The organism is Caulobacter henricii, assembly GCF_001414055.1.
Lineage (GTDB): Bacteria > Pseudomonadota > Alphaproteobacteria > Caulobacterales > Caulobacteraceae > Caulobacter > Caulobacter henricii.
In genome coordinates this window covers 591,672-606,894 of sequence record NZ_CP013002.1, presented here as the reverse complement: position 1 = coordinate 606,894, position 15,223 = coordinate 591,672, and the positions used below count along the sequence as shown (strand labels likewise).

Sequence of the window (15,223 nt, the reverse complement as noted above, 5' to 3'; positions counted from 1 at the left end):
GCGGGCCCCTGTCGTTGCAGCGGCCATCGTTGGGCAAATTTATGAGCACCTAGATATTTTAATGCAAGTTAGACTTTCGGGCGCAGCGCTTGCGGTCTGCTCTTTTCCGTCCGATAGAGTCCCAAACGCCGGAACAAGGCGCAAAGCGGGGCGGAAATTGTGAAGGGCCAAGACCCTGTCGCGACGACGGGCACATATGCGTCCAAGCCACTGGCCCAGAGCCTGAAATCGGCCAAGAAGCGCGATGCGATCCTTCGCGCGGCGATCAAGATCATCAATCTCAAGAGCTTCGCCCTGGCGACGATGTCCGAAATCGCTGCCACCCTCGATCTGCGCGATGCCTCGCTCTACTACTATTATCCCAACAAACAGGCCCTGGCCTTCGCCTGTCACCTGCAGTCGCTGGAACGCCTGGAACGCATGCTGGTCATTGCCGACCGCGAAGCGGAGTCCGGAGCCGGCAAGCTCGAACGGCTGTTGACCGACCTGCTGCACGACTCGGCCGAAAACGGTCCGCAGCTCTATTTCGGCGACCTGTCCTATCTGTCGGACGCCCAGAGGGAAGAAGTCTCGGACTGGGGACAAAGGCTGACCGCCGATCTTGAGCGCTTCGTCGAGGAAGGGATCCAGGACGGCTCGATCGTGCCCTGCGAGCCGCAGCTGGTCGTTCAGCTGTTGCTGGGCATGCTGATCTGGCTGGTCAAATGGGTGCCGACCATTCGTGGCGTGACGCCTGACCGGCTTATGGCGGCCATGGGCGTAGTCAGCCTCACGGGCCTGCAACCGCGCCGCTCCGGGAGCGCAAACCGGCGATTGAAACCGTTGCCCGCGACCTAGAATCCCTGCCGCCTTGAGGGCCTGAGCGCCTTCGCGGCCAATGTCCGCCTGCCCGATGGAGCCGATCATGCCTCTCGACACCGCCAGCGTCGATCCGGCGCGCGACCTGGTGCTGACCCGGATCATCGACGTCCCGGCCGACAAGCTGTTCAAGTGCTGGACCCGGTCCGACCTGCTGCCCCAATGGTTCTGCCCGCCGCCCTGGTCTGTTTCCAAGGCGGTGATGGACGTCCGCGCCGGTGGCAACAGCCTGATCACCATGAACGGCCCCAATGGCGAGGTCGTCGATAATCCCGGCGTCTATCTGGAAGTGGTCGAGAACGAGAAGATCGTGTTCACCGACGCCTTCACCGAAACCTGGAAGCCGTCCGCCAAGCCGTTCATGACCGGCATCATCACCTTCGAAGACCTGGGCGACGGCAGGACCCGCTATACCGCGATCGCCCGCCACTGGACGGTCGAGTACCGCCAGACCCACGAGCAGATGGGCTTTGCCGAGAGCTGGGGAATTGCCGCCGACCAGATGGCGGCCCTGGCGGCGACACTTTAGGGAAACCGGCCAGACGTTTCATCGCCGCGATCCGGCTCGCCCGGACTTGGCGGGGCCGCTGGAAAAGGGCATCACCCCCAGCCTATGTCCCCGACGGCCGACCGCCCCGCCCTGCTCGACCCCAAGCTGCTGCCGCGCTTTGCCTTGCTGTGTCTGGGCATCTGGCTGAACGCCGCCGACACCCTGGTGACGGCGACCATCATGCCCAGCGTGGCCGAAGAAATCGGCGGCTATCAGTATTTCGGCTGGTCGGTCGCGGCCTTCCTGATGGGCTCCATTATCGCCGGGGCCTGCAGCGGCAAGCTGTCGATCGCCATGGGTCTGCGGCAAGCCTCCATGCTGGCCGGGATCGCCTATGCGATCGGCTGTGCGATGAGCGCCCTGGCCCCGGAATTCATCACTTTTGTTGTCGGCCGACTGGTGCAGGGCCTGGGGGCCGGCGCGGTCGTGGCCCTGTGCTATGTCGCCATTACCGCCCTGTTCCCGGAAAGCCTGTGGCCGCGCGTTTACGGGGCCGTGGCCGGGGTCTGGGGCGGGGCCACCCTGCTGGGCCCCCTGGTCGGCGGCCTGTTCGCCCAGGCCGGTTTCTGGCGCGGTGCCTTCTGGCTGTTCGTCGCCCAGGCGGTGATCTTCGTCGTCGCTGTGGCAGTCATGCTGCCCTCGGAAAAACGCGGCGAGACACGCGACCGTATTCCCCGCCTGCAACTGGCCCTGTTGATTGTCGGGGTCAGCCTGATCGGCCTGGCCGGGATCGTCGCCTCCCCGCTCGCCGCTATGACCTGCGCCCTGTTGGGGCTGGTCGGCATGGCCGCCATGCTGGTGGCCAATCGCCGGACCGAAGACCGCCTGCTGCCCCGGACCGTCTCGGACCTGACCACCGCTACCGGCCTTGGCCTGCTGATCATGTTCGCCTGCGAAGCCGCCGCCATCGGTTTCACGGTCTATGGGCCCGCTTTCATCCAGGCCCGCCACGCCGCCTCGCCCCTGATGGCCGGCTATGTCACCGGTGCCATTGCGGCCGGCTGGACCGTCTGCGCCCTGCTGGTCAGCGGACTGCCCCAGGCGCGGGAGGGCATGGCCATTCGGCTGGGCGTAGGGACCGTGCTGGCCGGTGTGGTCTGGGGGGCCTGGGCCGTCACCCGCGGCGGTCTGGTCGAGACGGGCCTGTCCTTCCTGGTGATCGGCTGCGGCTTTGGGCTGAGCTGGGCCTTCCTGGCCCGGCGCGTGATCAATGGAGCCCCGGCCGATGAACACGCCCTTGCCTCCTCGGCCGTGCCCACCGTGCAACTGGTCGGCGGCGCCGCCGGCTCGGCTGCGGCCGGAGCCATGGCGAACCTGCTGGGTTTTGGCCATGGCATCGAGGCCAGCGCGGCCCAGGCTTCGGGACCCTGGCTGTTCGGGGCCTTTGTGCCGCTGGCGCTGGTCGCCTTCGCGGCGGCCTGGCGGCTGGGGCGGCGCTAGGGCCGGGGGTTCACCCTGGCCGGGACCGGCTTAAGCCTCGACCAGCGCCGCGCCCTCCACCAGCCTGACGATGTCGCCCATGATGTCGGTGATCTTGAAGTCCTTGGGCGTGTAGATCCTGGCCACGCCCATCTGTTTGAGGATCAGGGCGTCGGCGTCGGGGATGATGCCGCCGACCACGACCGGGATATCGCCCAGGCCCTCGGCGCGCATCAGGCGGACGACCTCCTGCACCAGGTCCAGGTGCGAGCCCGACAGGATCGAGAGGCCCACCACGTGGGCGCGGCTCTCTTTCGCGCGGCGGACGATCTCCTCGGGGGTCGAGCGGATGCCGTCATAGACCACCTCCATGCCGACGGCCCGGGCCCGGGTGGCGATCTGCTCGGCACCGTTGGAGTGACCGTCCAGGCCCGGCTTGCCGACCAGATAGGTCAGGGTGCGGCCCAGGACCTCGGACACCCGCTCGACCTCGCGCTTCACCGCCTCGACATCCTCGGCCTCGCCGGTCGAGACCACGACGGCCACGCCGGTCGGCCCGCGATATTCGCCAAACACCTCGCGCAGGGCCCCGGACCATTCGCCGGTGGTGACGCCGGCCTTGGCGGCAATAATCGAGGGTTCCATGATATTTCGGCCAGACGCGGCGGCGGCCTTCAGGTCCGTCAGGGCCGCCTGGACCGCGCCGTCATCGCGGGCCGCGCGCCAGGCCTTAATGCGCTCAACGACGCCGGCCTCGAGGCGCGGATCGACGGTCTCGATCGAGCTTTCGCCGGCCGAAAGCGGCGAGGCTTCCGTGTCGGTCCAGCGGTTGACGCCGACCACGGTCATGTCGCCGGTCTCGACCGAGCGGACGCGTTTGGCGTTCGAGGCGACCAGCTCGGTCTTCATGTAGTCGATGGCGTTCTGGGCCCCGCCCATGCCGTCGATCAGGGCCAGCTGCTCCAGCGCGCCCTTGCTGAGTTCGGCAACCTTGGCCTCGACCACGTGGCTGCCCTCGAACAGGTCCTCGTATTCCAGCAGGTCGGTCTCATAGGCCAGCACCTGCTGCAGGCGCAGCGACCACTGCTGGTCGAACGGTCGCGGCAGGCCGAGGGCCTCGTTCCAGGCCGGCAGCTGCAGGGCCCGGCAGCGGGCGTCCTTGCTCAAGGTCACCGCCAGGGCCTCGATGAGGATGCGGTAGACATTGTTCTCGGGCTGCTGCTCGGTCAGGCCCAGGCTATTGACCTGCACCCCATAGCGGAAGCGGCGGGCCTTCTTGTCCTGCACGCCGTAACGCTCCAGCAGGATCTGGTCCCACAGCCGGGTGAAGCTGCGCATCTTGCAGAGCTCGGTGACGAACCGCACCCCGGCATTGACGAAAAAGCTGATCCGCGAGGCGACGATCTCGAAGTCCTGCTCGGGCACCTGTCCGCCGGCCCGGACCGTGTCGAGCACCGAAATGGCGGTGGCCAGGGCGAAGGCCAGTTCCTGCTCGGGCGTCGCGCCGGCTTCCTGCAGGTGATAGCTGCAGACGTTCATCGGGTTCCACTTGGGAACCTCCAGATAGCACCAGGCGATCATGTCGCCGATCAGCCGCAAGGACGGGCCCGGCGGGAAGATGTAGGTGCCGCGCGACAGATATTCCTTGATCAGATCGTTCTGCGTCGTGCCCTGCAGCAGCTTGCGATCCGCCCCCTGCTCGTCGGCCAGGGCCACATACATCGCCAGCAGCCAGGCGGCCGGGGCGTTGATGGTCATCGAGGTGTTGGACTGCTCCAGCGGGATCTGGTCGAACAGCTGGCGCATGTCGCCCAGATGGCTGATCGGCACCCCGACCTTGCCGACCTCACCCCGCGACAGGATGTGGTCGGGGTCGTAGCCGGTCTGGGTGGGCAGGTCGAAAGCCACCGACAGGCCGGTCTGACCCTTGGCCAGGTTGGCGCGATACAGGGCATTGGACTTCTCGGCCGTCGAGTGGCCGGCATAGGTGCGGAAGATCCACGGCGCATCGGGCGCATGCTGATACGGCTTGGCGGACATGGCGGGCTCCCGGCGCTTATCGTTCTTGTTATCGTCGATCATGATCCCGGAATTTTTGCGGCGCAATATCCGTTTCGCGAGTGCGAAATCCGGCCCGGACGCCCCGCTCAGGCCGCCGCCTTCTCCTCGCCCCGCTCCAGCGTCGCGATCAGGGCCACCAGCTCGGCCCGCCGGGCCTGGGCGGCGGCGATGTGGGCGTCGACCTCGGCCAGCTTGGTGCGCAGTTTCTCGGGCAGGGCGTCGCACACCTTGCCCTCCAGGGTCGCATGGCCGGCGATCTCCTTCAGCGAAAAGCCCAGCCTCTGGGCCTGTTCGATGAAGCCCAAGGTGGCGATCAGGCTTTCGGGATAGTCGCGATAGCCGTTCGCGCCACGCGGCGCGGGCGGCAGGATGCCCTGCTCCTCATAGAACCGGATGCGCGAGGCCGACACGCCGGCGCGCCTGGCGATCTCGCCGATCTTCATTCCACGGGCCTCCGAAAGGGTGCTTGACCTTCAACCTAGCTTGAAGGTGTAGAAGGTGTGACCCGCTGAAACCAAGGTCAAGACCTCATGCTCACCGCCGCCTTCGAGCCCCTGTTCGCGCCCCTGGCGCTGCCGAACGGCGCCGTGCTGCCCAACCGCCTCGCCAAGGCGGCGATGGAAGAGAACCTGGCCGCCGAGGGCCAGCTTCCCGGCAAGGCGCTATGGACCCTGTACCGGCGCTGGGCCCAGGGCGGGGTTGGCCTGCAGATCACCGGCAATGTGATGGTCGATCCCTCGGCCATGACCGGTCCGGGCGGCGTGGTGCTGGATTCCCGCGCGCCGCTGGCTCCGTTCGAGACCTGGGCCCGCGAAGCCAGGTCGGGCGGCGGTCAGGTCTGGATGCAGATCAACCATCCCGGCCGCCAGACCTATGCCGACCTCGGCCAGGGCGCGGTCGCCCCCTCGGCGGTGCCGGTCGACATCGGCAAGTTCTCCAGCCTGCTGGCCCAGCCGCGGGCCCTGACCGCCGACGAGATCACCGCGATCATCGAGCGCTTCGCCATCACCGCACGCCGGGCCGAGGAGGCCGGATTCGACGGAGTGCAGATCCACGCCGCCCACGGCTATCTGCTCAGCCAGTTCCTCTCGCCCCTGGTCAATCGCCGCGACGATGCCTGGGGCGGCTCGCGCGAGAACCGCGCCCGGATGCTGTTCGAGGTGGTCAAGGCCGTGCGGGCCCGCGTCTCGCCGCGCTTTGCCGTGGCCGTGAAGCTGAACTCGGCGGACTTCCAGAAGGGCGGCTTCGATGTCGACGACGCCCGCTGGGTGGTGGAACAGCTGAACGGCATGGCCGTCGATCTCGTCGAGCTGTCTGGCGGCAGCTATGAGAGCCCGGCCATGCAGGGCTCGGCCAAGGATGAAACCGGCTCCAAGAGTTCGACGGCCGTGCGCGAGGCCTATTTCGTCGATTTCGCCCGCGACATCGTCAAGGTCGCCCGTATGCCGATCATGGTGACCGGCGGGGTCTGCCGCCGCGAGGTCGCCCTGGCGGCCCTGGCGGCCGAAGGGGCCTTGCCGGGCGTGCCGGTGGTCGGCATCGCCCGCGCCCTGGCCTTCGCGCCCGACCTGCCCAAGGCCTGGCGCAAGCCCGAGGGCCTGGACGTCACCCTGCCCCAGGTGACCTGGAAAAGCCGCGAGCTCTCGGCCCTGGCCATGATGGCCCTGACCAAGGCTCAGATTAACCGCCTGGCGGCCGGCAAGGCCCCGGCGCGCAGGCTCTCGCCGGTCCTGATCCTGGCGGGCCAGCAGATGAAGCAGCGCGCCCAGGGCAAGCGCTATCGGGCCTGGCGGCTCAAGACCCCCTGAACGCGCTGAGGCCGCTGCCCCGTCAGGCCAGCTTGGCCAGGGCCGAGGCGATCTTGTCCTTCAGGTCCAGGCGCTGCTTCTTGAAATCCTCAAGAACGGCGTCGGCCACCGCCTCGATGTTGGTCTCCATGCGGTGCACGGCGCGATTGACCTCGTGATAGCCCTCAACAAGCTTGGCGAAATGATTGTCGGTGGTCTTCAGCGCATGAATGCGGTCGGCGTCCTGGGGAAACTCTTCGTGCAGTTCGTGGGGCGTATGGCTCATGGCTGCGGACCTCAAGGAAGGCGTCGCCCGACTTGGCGACAAACCCACCCTGCCCCCGGGCGGGCGGCCCAGACCTTGAGATCGATCAATTGTCGCGTGGTTCCAGCTCAGACGCGGCGGAACACCGGCGGCCGCTTGGCCATGAAGGCGGCAACCGCCTCGGCATGGTCGGCACTGGCCACCAGCGCCGCCAGGTCCACCGCCTGACCGGCCACGGCCCGCTTGGCCGCTTCCACCGCCAGGGGCGCGCGCGACGCGATCCGCTCGGCCACGGCCAGGGCGGCCGGGATCAGGGATCCAGCCGGGTGAACCTCAGTGACCAGGCCATCCGCCAGGGCCCGGTCAGCATCGAAGCTTGCGCCGGTCAGCAGATGCGCCTTGGCCCGCGCCTCGCCGATCAGCCGGGGTAGCCGAACCACCGAGGCCATCAGGCCGATATTCACCCCGGAGGCCGCGAAACTGGCTCTATCGCTCGCCAGACGGAGGTCACAGGCCAGGGCCAGTTCCAGACCGCCGCCCAGGCACCAGCCGTCGATAGCGGCGATGATCGGGACCCGGCAGGCCTCGACCTGGTCCATCAGCTGATTGAAGCCCAGCACCGCCTCAAGCTGGCCGGCGCCGCGACCGGCGGCCTCGCGCAGGTCATCGCCCGCACAGAAGACGCCGTTGCGCCCGGTCAGAACGGCCGCCCGAACAGAGGGGTCGGCATTGAGGGTCTCCAGGGCGTCGGCGAGACCGCGGCGCAGAGCCATGCCGAGGCCATTGGCCGGCGGACTGTCCAGCTCGAGCAGGACGACGGCGGGCTGGGGACGGGAAACAAGCAGGGTCGCGGTCATGGCCGAACCTCGCCGATCCCGGGGAGCTTGAACAGCCATGGACGGATCCCGACGATGCTCATGTTGCGTCGCACAAGATTCCGCTTGCCAGTTCCAAACACTTGTCTCAGCCTAGGCTGCTTCGAGGTCGATTTATCCATCTCGGGGCCAAAAACGACGGGTCCGCGAGGTGTTTTCACCAATGGGACAGGCCCGCGCGCAGCCGAGTTTAACTTTCGGACGTTGTTGCGTCGCAACGCGATACGGGACCGGAAGACACGGGGAGTGACATGACGACCACGACGCCTGAACAGTCGCCGCTGAAGGATCTCTACGAGATCGGCGAGATCCCGCCGCCCTTCCATGTGCCCAAAAACATGTACGCCTGGAGCATCCGCAAGGAGCGTCACGGCAAGCCGACCCAGGCCATGCAGGTCGAGGTGGTCCCGACCTGGGAGATCGGCGAGGACGAGGTGCTGGTGCTCGTGATGGCCGCCGGCGTCAATTACAATGGCGTCTGGGCCGCCCTGGGCGAGCCGATCAGCCCGCTGGACGGCCACAAACAGCCCTATCACATCGCCGGATCCGACGCCTCGGGCATCGTCTGGGCGGTGGGCAAGAAGGTCAAACGCTGGAAGCTGGGCGACGAGGTGGTCATCCACTGCAACCAGGATGACGGCGACGACGAGGAGTGCAACGGCGGCGACCCGATGTTCTCAACCAGCCAGCGCATCTGGGGCTACGAGACCCCGGACGGCAGCTTCGCCCAGTTCTGCCGGGTGCAGTCGCGCCAGCTGCTGCCACGTCCCAAGCACCTGACCTGGGAAGAGGCCGCCTGCTACACCCTGACCCTCGCCACCGCCTATCGCATGCTGTTCGGCCACAAGCCGCATGAACTGCGGCCCGGCCAGAACGTGCTGGTCTGGGGGGCCTCGGGCGGGCTCGGCGTCTTCGCCGTGCAGCTGGCCGCGGTGGCCGGGGCCAATGCCATCGGCGTGGTCTCCAGCGAGGACAAGCGCGAGTTCGTGCTGTCGATGGGGGCCAAGGCGGTGCTGAACCGCAACGAGTTCAACTGCTGGGGCCAGCTGCCCAAGGTCAACGGCCCCGAATTCAACGACTACATGAAAGAGAGCCGCAAGTTCGGCAAGGCGATCTGGCAGATCACCGGCAACAAGGACGTCGACATGGTGTTCGAACACCCTGGCGAGGCGACCTTTCCGGTCTCGGTCTTTGTCGTCAAGCGCGGTGGCATGGTCGCCATCTGCGCCGGCACCAGCGGCTTCAACCTGACCATGGACGCCCGCTTCCTGTGGATGCGCCAGAAGCGCGTCCAGGGCAGCCACTTCGCCAATCTGATGCAGGCCAGCGCCGCCAACCAGCTGGTCATCGACCGCCGCGTCGACCCCTGCCTGTCGGAAGTCTTCCCCTGGAACGACATTCCCGCCGCCCACGAGAAGATGCTGGCCAACCAGCACCTGCCGGGGAACATGGGTGTCCTGGTCTGCGCCCAGCGGCCAGGCCTGCGGACGTTTGAAGAAGTGCAGGAGCTGAGCGGGGCGATCTAGGGGCGCACGCGCCTCGGTGTGTAGTTGAAGTCAGCCTCCGGCCCTCATCAGGCCTTCGGGTTGGCCTCGCTGACCGGCTAACCCTGACTCCTGTCGGACTTTCGGAAGGCCCGCTCGGGAAGTGGTGACGCGGCCAAGACAAAGCATCGCCTGACTCCATCCCGAGGCCGTGGTCGCATAGAGTTTATCGCTTGCGATTTGATCTCGGCCAGCCAAGTTGACCTGACAACGCTCGGGGCCAGGCCCCGCGGCCGCTCCTGTTCTGAATAAGAGATCGTGTCATGTTGTCTCGCCTAACCATGCGGGGGTCGCGGTTCGTCGATTCCGATGGCCGCCACGTCCTGTTGCGTGGGGTGAACCTCGGCGGTGACTGCAAGGTGCCGGTCGCGCCGGACGGCCACACCTGGCGTCCGACCGAGTTCAGCGACCATCGCACGGTCAGCTTTGTAGGGCGGCCCTTTCCGATTGAAGAGGCGGATGCCCACCTGGCCCGGATCGCTGGTTGGGGGTTCAACTGCCTGCGGCTGCTCACGACCTGGGAGGCGATCGAGCATGCCGGTCCGGGCGACTATGACGACGCCTATCTCGACTACTTCGCTGCCGTCTGCGCCAGGGCGGGTGCCCATGGCCTGTATGTCTTCATTGACTTCCACCAGGACGTCTGGAGCCGGATGAGCGGCGGCGACGGCGCGCCGGGCTGGACCTTCGAGGCCGTCGGACTGGACTTTACAAAATTCCACGCCGCCGACGCCGCTCACGTCATGCAGTACCGCTATGACCCGGCTGTCGGCGGTCTCCAGGAAACCTATCCGCAGATGAGCTGGGCCTCCAACTACCGGATGCCCGCCAATGGCTTGATGTGGACGCTGTTCTTCGGCGGGGAGGCGTTTGCGCCTGACTTCCGGATCGACGGGGTCAATGCCGGGCGGTGGCTCCGGGATCGCTACCTCGGATCGATGCGTGCAGTCGCCGAACGGGTGGCCGATCTGGACCATGTGATCGGCTTCGACACACTCAACGAGCCAGGGTCGGGCTGGATTGGTCGGACGCTTGATGATCCGGGCCGCACGCTCTCGGGCCTGGCGTGGACACCGCTCGCCGGTCTCGCCGCCGCCTCGGGTCACGCCCAGACCTTGCCTTTCCACAGCTTCGGCAAGGGCGAGACGGGCCGGCGCGAGATCAACCCAAACGGGGTCTCGATCTGGCTGCCGGGCCACGAGGACCCGTTTCGACAGGCGGGCGTGTGGGACATCGACGACGCGGGGCAACCTGTCGCGCTAAGGCCCGACCATTTCGCGGCCTTGGACGGCCGCCAGATCAGCGCCGAGAAGGATTTCATGGCGCCCTTCTTCCAGGAGGTGGCGGCGACTGTCCGGGGCGTGCGGGACGACTGGCTGCTGTTCGCAGAGGTCGATCCCTTCGCCGCCTTGAGCGGGGCCCATGGGTTCCCGGACGGGCTGCCGGAGCGCACGGTCAACGCCAGTCACTGGTATGATCTCGCCGCCCTGGTCACCAAGCGCTTCGACCCGGAGCGGTCGGTCAATCCGCTGACTGGCCAACCGCTGATCGGGCGACAGGCGATTGAGGACGCTTATGTGAGCCAGCTGTCGCGGCTGAGGGCCATGGGTGACGCTATTCCGGGCGGCGCGCCAACCCTGATCGGCGAGTTCGGTCTGCCCTTCGATCTGAATCAGCGCGGCGCATACGACCGCTGGGCGGCCGGGGAGCACAGCGAGGCCATCTGGGAAACCCATGTCGAAGCGCTGTCGCTGATGTACAATGCGATGGATCGGCTCCTGCTCAGTTCGACACAGTGGAACTACACCGTGTCCAACCGGAATGATGTGGCGATCGGCGATGGTTGGAACCAGGAGGACCTCTCGATCTGGTCATCAGACCAGGCGACAGGCACCCAGGACGGAGGCCGCGGCGTGGCGGGCTTCCGTCGGCCCTATGTGCGCCGCGCCCAGGGCGAGTTGCTGCGCCAGTGCTTCAATGCCGTCGAGGGCCGGTTCTCGTTCGAACTCCGGATCGACCCCGCCGTGTCAGGACCGACGGAGGTCTTCCTGCCGCGTGACGTTTTCGGGCCTCAGCCGGTCGTTACCCTCGCGGGTGAAGAAGACGCCCAATGCGTCCATGGGAATCAGACGGTCACTCTGGGCTTTGGGCCAAGCCCGGTGTTGCGGACCATTTCGGTCGACATCTTCAGGCGCAAAAGTCCGGATCTTCAGGATGGCAGTCTGGCTGTCTTGAAACCGGTGAGCCGCTGATTGATCGACGGCGGCGAGCGCTTTGTGCTGGATGTGGCCTTTGCGGGAGTGGCCTTGAGTCCGCTGACAGGCAACTTTGATCATGGTTCGATCCCATGTCCGCTTCCCGCCCCTGACACCTCGCCCTGACCGCTGGCGCGGCCGGTACAGCCAAGCTCCATGATCTTGTCCTATCGGCTGTAGGCAAACAGAGCGCCGGGACCCAGGGGCAACCGCTCTGCGGCGGCCCTGGGTCGGCTTCGCCGCGCGGGACGACAAGGGTTTGTGGGGTTAGGGAACGGGGATTAGGGGCGTTCAACCCCCATTCCTTCCGGTACAAAATCCCATTCTTTCAACGCACTAAAGATAAAGCGAGCGCGCAAGTCCGCCGCGCTGAAACCGCCCGCATAATGATCCCACCTGACAGCGCGGGAAGGGCGCTAGGCCGGCGACCGAAGCGGCTCTCAGGGGTGATCGAGCGGGGCCACCGTTCGGGCCAAGGCCCGGGCGGCAGGCTTAAGGTGAGGGCGGGTGACGTAAACCCGCCTATCGGAGGACAGCCAAAGCCTCCGCCCGTCCGAAGGTTCGTTCCGGGTCCTCCGGAATCGGCGTGGCTTGCAGCTTCAGGGCTGGGTCCGTCGCGAGGGGGATAGCCCGGATGGGGGTGAAGGGTTGAACCAGACCCGCGCGCCCCGGCCTGAGGGATAACGATCACGCGGAGCGTTCGCCTTCGTCGAAACGGTACTTACAAACACATCATCCGGGCGAGGCCCGGACGCTCCGCGACCCTTCCCATCACCATCGCAGCTTCGGCGCGAGGTCGCTGACACTTGCCCCCAACGGATCGCTTCGCGTTTCATCTTCCCCCTCCGGGGGAGGACGACCTGCGAAGCAGGTCAGGAGGGGGCAAGTGTACTCCCACAAGGGATTGGCAATCGCCCCGCCCCGTCGCACAGTCTCGAACAAATGTTCGGGGGAGACGCGTAATGGGTATCGCAGGCAAGGCCGGCTTGACGGCCGTGGGACTGGTGCTGGCCGTCGCAGGCGTGGTGGCGGTGCGGACCGCGACCTTCAAGGCTCCGGCGGCCGTGGACCCGGCCAGTGCCAGGCTCGCCGTCGCCCGGCCGCTGGATGTGGCCAGGGCCTCCGCCAATCTGGGTCAGGCCATCCGCTTCCAGACCATCAGCCACCAGGACCGGGCTGACGACCAGCCGGCCGAGTGGGACAAGCTCCACGCCTGGCTGCAGACCACCTATCCCGCCGCCCACGCCGCCATGCAGCGCGAGGTCGTGGCCGAGCACGGTCTGGTCTACACTTGGACCGGATCGAACCCGGCTCTGGCCCCCATCGTGCTGATGGCCCACCAGGACGTGGTGCCGGTCACGCCGGGAAGCGAAGGCTCTTGGACCCATCCGCCGTTCGACGGCGTGATCGCCGACGGCGCGGTCTGGGGCCGGGGCGCGATCGATGACAAGGGCTCGCTGGTCACCCTGTTCGAGGCCGTGGAAAGCCTGGCGGCCGGCGGCTTCAAGCCGGTCCGCACCGTGATCATCGTCAGCGGCCATGACGAGGAGGTGCGCGGCACCGGCGCCCGGGCCGCCGCGGCGCTCCTGAAATCACGCGGGATCAAGGCCCAGTTCGTACTGGACGAGGGCATGGTCGTGGTCGAGGACCACCCCGTCACGGGCAAGCCGACCGCCATCATCGGCACGGCCGAAAAGGGCTATGCGACCCTGAAGATCACCGCCCCGGCCGTGGGCGGCCACTCCTCGGCCCCGCCGCCGGAAACCGGGGTCGCCACCCTGGCCCGCGCGGTACTGGCGATCACCGACAAGCCCTTCCCGATGAGATTCTCCGGCCCCGGGGCCGACATGCTGAAGTCGATCGCCCCGCACGCCTCGCCGGTGGTCAAGATGGCCGCCGCCAATACCTGGCTTTTTGCGCCCCTGCTGGTGCAGGTGACGGCCAAGACACCCGCCGGCGCCGCCATGCTGCATACGACAATCGCGCCGACCATGCTGAAGGGCTCTCCGAAGGAGAATGTCCTGCCGCAGGACGCCACCGCCTGGATCAATTACCGCATCGCGCCCGGCGACACCTCCGACAAGGTCATGGCCCGGGCCAAGGACGCCGTCGGCAGGCTGCCGGTCGAGCTGGCCTGGACCAAGAAGCCGGAAGAGCCTTCCAGGGTCTCGTCGACCGAGTCGGAGGCCTGGAAGACCCTGGCCGGCCTGGCCGCCGACGAAAGCCGCGCGCCGGTGGTTCCGGGCCTGGTCACCGCCGGCACCGACAGCCGCTATCTCGCGCCGGTGGCCGACGACGTCTATCGCTTCCAGCCCCTGGTCCTGACCATCGACGAGACCAAGATGATCCACGGCACCGACGAGCATATCAGCCTGGCCAATGTCGAGCGGATGGTGCGGTTCTATCAGCGCCTGGTCGAAACGGCAGCGACGCGCTAGCCGCGCCCGCCAAAGCGTCGTGAAAAGTCAGCAAACTCGGCTATAAGGCCCCTATGCCCGACGACGCTTCGACATCCCAAAAGGCTTCCGCCGCCACCCGGTTCGGCGAGGGCTTCGTCATGGACGCCTGGTACGTGGCGGCCCTGTCGCCCGACCTGAAGCCCGGCAAGATGGAACACCGCGAACTGCTGGCCGAGCCGGTGCTGCTGGGCCGCACGAAAGCCGGTGCCGCCTACGCCATTCGCGACATCTGCCCGCACCGCGCCGCCGCCCTCTCGGCCGGCAAGGTCCGGACCGAGGCCAATGGCGGCGAGAGCATCGAGTGCCCCTATCACGGCTGGCGGTTCGGCACGGACGGGGCCTGCACGGCGATCCCGTCCCTGACCGCCGACAGCGATCTGGACATCAGCAAGGTGCGGGTGCGCCGCTATCCGGTGGTCGAGCAGCAGGGCCTGGTCTGGATCTGGATGGCGTCGGACGCCCGCTTTGACGGCGAGCCGCCGGAAGGCCCGCCGGTCATCCCGGGCGTGGTCGGCGGCAAGCCCAAGCTGGTCGACCATCTGGACTATGACATCCATATCGACCACGCGGTGCTGGGCCTGATCGACCCGGCCCACGGCCCCTATGTGCACCAGCAATGGTGGTGGCGGACCACTGCCAGCCAGCACGAGAAGACCAAGCGCTTCGCCCCGTCCGAGGCCGGCTTCACCATGGTGCGGCACGAGCCGTCCAAGAACTCCAAGGCCTATGCCATCCTCGGCGGCGAGCCCCTGACCGAGATCACCTTCCGCCTGCCCGGCCTGCGCTGGGAGCATGTGACGGTCGGCAAAAAGCAGGTGCTGGCCCTGTCGGCCATGACCCCGATCAATGCCGGCAAGACCCGCATGAACCAGATCATGTGGTCCGATCACTGGGCCTTCACCGCCCTCTATCCGATCATCCGCATCGCCGCCCGGGCCTTCCTGCGCCAGGACGGCTATATCGTCGGCGTCCAGAGCCAGGGGCTGGAAAGCAACCCGCCGCTGATGTGGGTGGGCGACGCCGACCAGCAGGCCCGCTGGTATCACCAGTGCAAGCGCGAGTGGCAGGCCAGCCGCGCCGAAGGCCGGGCCTTCGTCAATCCGGTCAAGGACTCCGTCCTGCGGTGGCGCACCTAGGGCTCCCCTCCGCT

General features: G+C 67.1%; 12 protein-coding genes. 8 read left to right on the top strand and 4 right to left on the bottom strand.

Features of this window, described 5'->3' with window-relative positions:
- Positions 1–159 precede the first annotated feature (159 nt).
- From AQ619_RS02930 to AQ619_RS02920, 3 genes are all read left to right on the top strand, one after another.
- Positions 160–837: a TetR/AcrR family transcriptional regulator gene (locus AQ619_RS02930; RefSeq protein WP_084745724.1), complete on the top strand. Its 678-nt coding sequence runs from the start codon at positions 160–162 to the stop codon at positions 835–837.
- A 67-nt stretch (positions 838–904) separates the two neighbouring features.
- Positions 905–1,387 carry an SRPBCC family protein gene (locus tag AQ619_RS02925; protein WP_062151207.1) on the top strand — a complete coding sequence of 161 codons (483 nt, stop codon included), beginning with the start codon at positions 905–907 and terminating at the stop codon, positions 1,385–1,387.
- 84 nt (positions 1,388–1,471) lie between these two features.
- Entirely contained in the window at positions 1,472–2,848 is a 1,377-nt protein-coding gene (locus AQ619_RS02920; RefSeq protein WP_062144008.1) for an MFS transporter, read from the top strand.
- Positions 2,849–2,878: 30 nt separating this feature from the next.
- Here AQ619_RS02920 and AQ619_RS02915 read toward each other — a convergent pair whose 3' ends face one another.
- Together AQ619_RS02915 and AQ619_RS02910 are read right to left on the bottom strand one after the other, a co-directional pair.
- The gene (locus AQ619_RS02915; RefSeq protein WP_062151204.1) at positions 2,879–4,867 is read right to left on the bottom strand and encodes a protein meaA; all 1,989 of its coding nucleotides are present in this window, start codon (positions 4,865–4,867) and stop codon (positions 2,879–2,881) included.
- 107 nt (positions 4,868–4,974) lie between these two features.
- Entirely contained in the window at positions 4,975–5,331 is a 357-nt protein-coding gene (locus tag AQ619_RS02910) for a MerR family transcriptional regulator (protein WP_062144005.1), read from the bottom strand.
- Positions 5,332–5,418: 87 nt separating this feature from the next.
- Here AQ619_RS02910 and AQ619_RS02905 point away from each other — a divergent pair, with 87 nt between their 5' ends.
- On the top strand, positions 5,419–6,696 hold the full coding sequence (locus AQ619_RS02905; RefSeq protein WP_062144002.1) for an NADH:flavin oxidoreductase/NADH oxidase family protein: 1,278 nt from the start codon (positions 5,419–5,421) through the stop codon (positions 6,694–6,696).
- Between the two features lie 22 nt (positions 6,697–6,718).
- On the opposite strand, the gene AQ619_RS02900 is transcribed toward AQ619_RS02905, so the two are convergent.
- Both AQ619_RS02900 and AQ619_RS02895 read right to left on the bottom strand, forming a co-directional pair.
- Positions 6,719–6,961, bottom strand: a complete 243-nt coding sequence (locus tag AQ619_RS02900) for an HP1242/YdcH family protein (protein ID WP_062143999.1) — start codon at positions 6,959–6,961, stop codon at positions 6,719–6,721.
- A 107-nt stretch (positions 6,962–7,068) separates the two neighbouring features.
- Positions 7,069–7,836 carry an enoyl-CoA hydratase/isomerase family protein gene (locus AQ619_RS02895; RefSeq protein ID WP_236849523.1) on the bottom strand — a complete coding sequence of 256 codons (768 nt, stop codon included), beginning with the start codon at positions 7,834–7,836 and terminating at the stop codon, positions 7,069–7,071.
- A gap of 230 nt (positions 7,837–8,066) precedes the next feature.
- On the opposite strand from AQ619_RS02895, the gene ccrA reads away from it, so the two are divergent.
- The 4 genes from ccrA to AQ619_RS02875 all read left to right on the top strand — a co-directional run bounded on the left by ccrA (position 8,067) and on the right by AQ619_RS02875 (position 15,209).
- Complete coding sequence (gene ccrA, locus AQ619_RS02890; RefSeq protein ID WP_062143992.1) at positions 8,067–9,341, top strand: crotonyl-CoA carboxylase/reductase; 1,275 nt, start codon at positions 8,067–8,069, stop codon at positions 9,339–9,341.
- Between the two features lie 281 nt (positions 9,342–9,622).
- Positions 9,623–11,611 (top strand): cellulase family glycosylhydrolase, encoded by a 1,989-nt coding sequence (locus tag AQ619_RS02885; RefSeq protein WP_084745722.1) that lies wholly within the window; start codon positions 9,623–9,625, stop codon positions 11,609–11,611.
- Between the two features lie 965 nt (positions 11,612–12,576).
- Entirely contained in the window at positions 12,577–14,052 is a 1,476-nt protein-coding gene (locus tag AQ619_RS02880; protein ID WP_062143989.1) for a M20 family peptidase, read from the top strand.
- Positions 14,053–14,105: 53 nt separating this feature from the next.
- On the top strand, positions 14,106–15,209 hold the full coding sequence (locus AQ619_RS02875) for an aromatic ring-hydroxylating oxygenase subunit alpha (RefSeq protein WP_062143984.1): 1,104 nt from the start codon (positions 14,106–14,108) through the stop codon (positions 15,207–15,209).
- Positions 15,210–15,223 lie beyond the last annotated feature (14 nt).

What these genes read in the sequence shown, in the direction of transcription:
- AQ619_RS02900 (WP_062143999.1), bottom strand. Translation starts at nt 6,961, where the DNA reads ATGAGCCATACGCCCCACGAACTGCACGAAGAGTTTCCCCAGGACGCC.
- AQ619_RS02920 (WP_062144008.1), top strand. Translation starts at nt 1,472, where the DNA reads ATGTCCCCGACGGCCGACCGCCCCGCCCTGCTCGACCCCAAGCTGCTG.
- AQ619_RS02925 (WP_062151207.1), top strand. Translation starts at nt 905, where the DNA reads ATGCCTCTCGACACCGCCAGCGTCGATCCGGCGCGCGACCTGGTGCTG.
- ccrA (WP_062143992.1), top strand. Translation starts at nt 8,067, where the DNA reads ATGACGACCACGACGCCTGAACAGTCGCCGCTGAAGGATCTCTACGAG.
- AQ619_RS02895 (WP_236849523.1), bottom strand. Translation starts at nt 7,836, where the DNA reads ATGGCTGTTCAAGCTCCCCGGGATCGGCGAGGTTCGGCCATGACCGCG.
- AQ619_RS02905 (WP_062144002.1), top strand. Translation starts at nt 5,419, where the DNA reads ATGCTCACCGCCGCCTTCGAGCCCCTGTTCGCGCCCCTGGCGCTGCCG.
- AQ619_RS02910 (WP_062144005.1), bottom strand. Translation starts at nt 5,331, where the DNA reads ATGAAGATCGGCGAGATCGCCAGGCGCGCCGGCGTGTCGGCCTCGCGC.
- AQ619_RS02885 (WP_084745722.1), top strand. Translation starts at nt 9,623, where the DNA reads ATGTTGTCTCGCCTAACCATGCGGGGGTCGCGGTTCGTCGATTCCGAT.
- AQ619_RS02880 (WP_062143989.1), top strand. Translation starts at nt 12,577, where the DNA reads ATGGGTATCGCAGGCAAGGCCGGCTTGACGGCCGTGGGACTGGTGCTG.
- AQ619_RS02875 (WP_062143984.1), top strand. Translation starts at nt 14,106, where the DNA reads ATGCCCGACGACGCTTCGACATCCCAAAAGGCTTCCGCCGCCACCCGG.
- AQ619_RS02915 (WP_062151204.1), bottom strand. Translation starts at nt 4,867, where the DNA reads ATGTCCGCCAAGCCGTATCAGCATGCGCCCGATGCGCCGTGGATCTTC.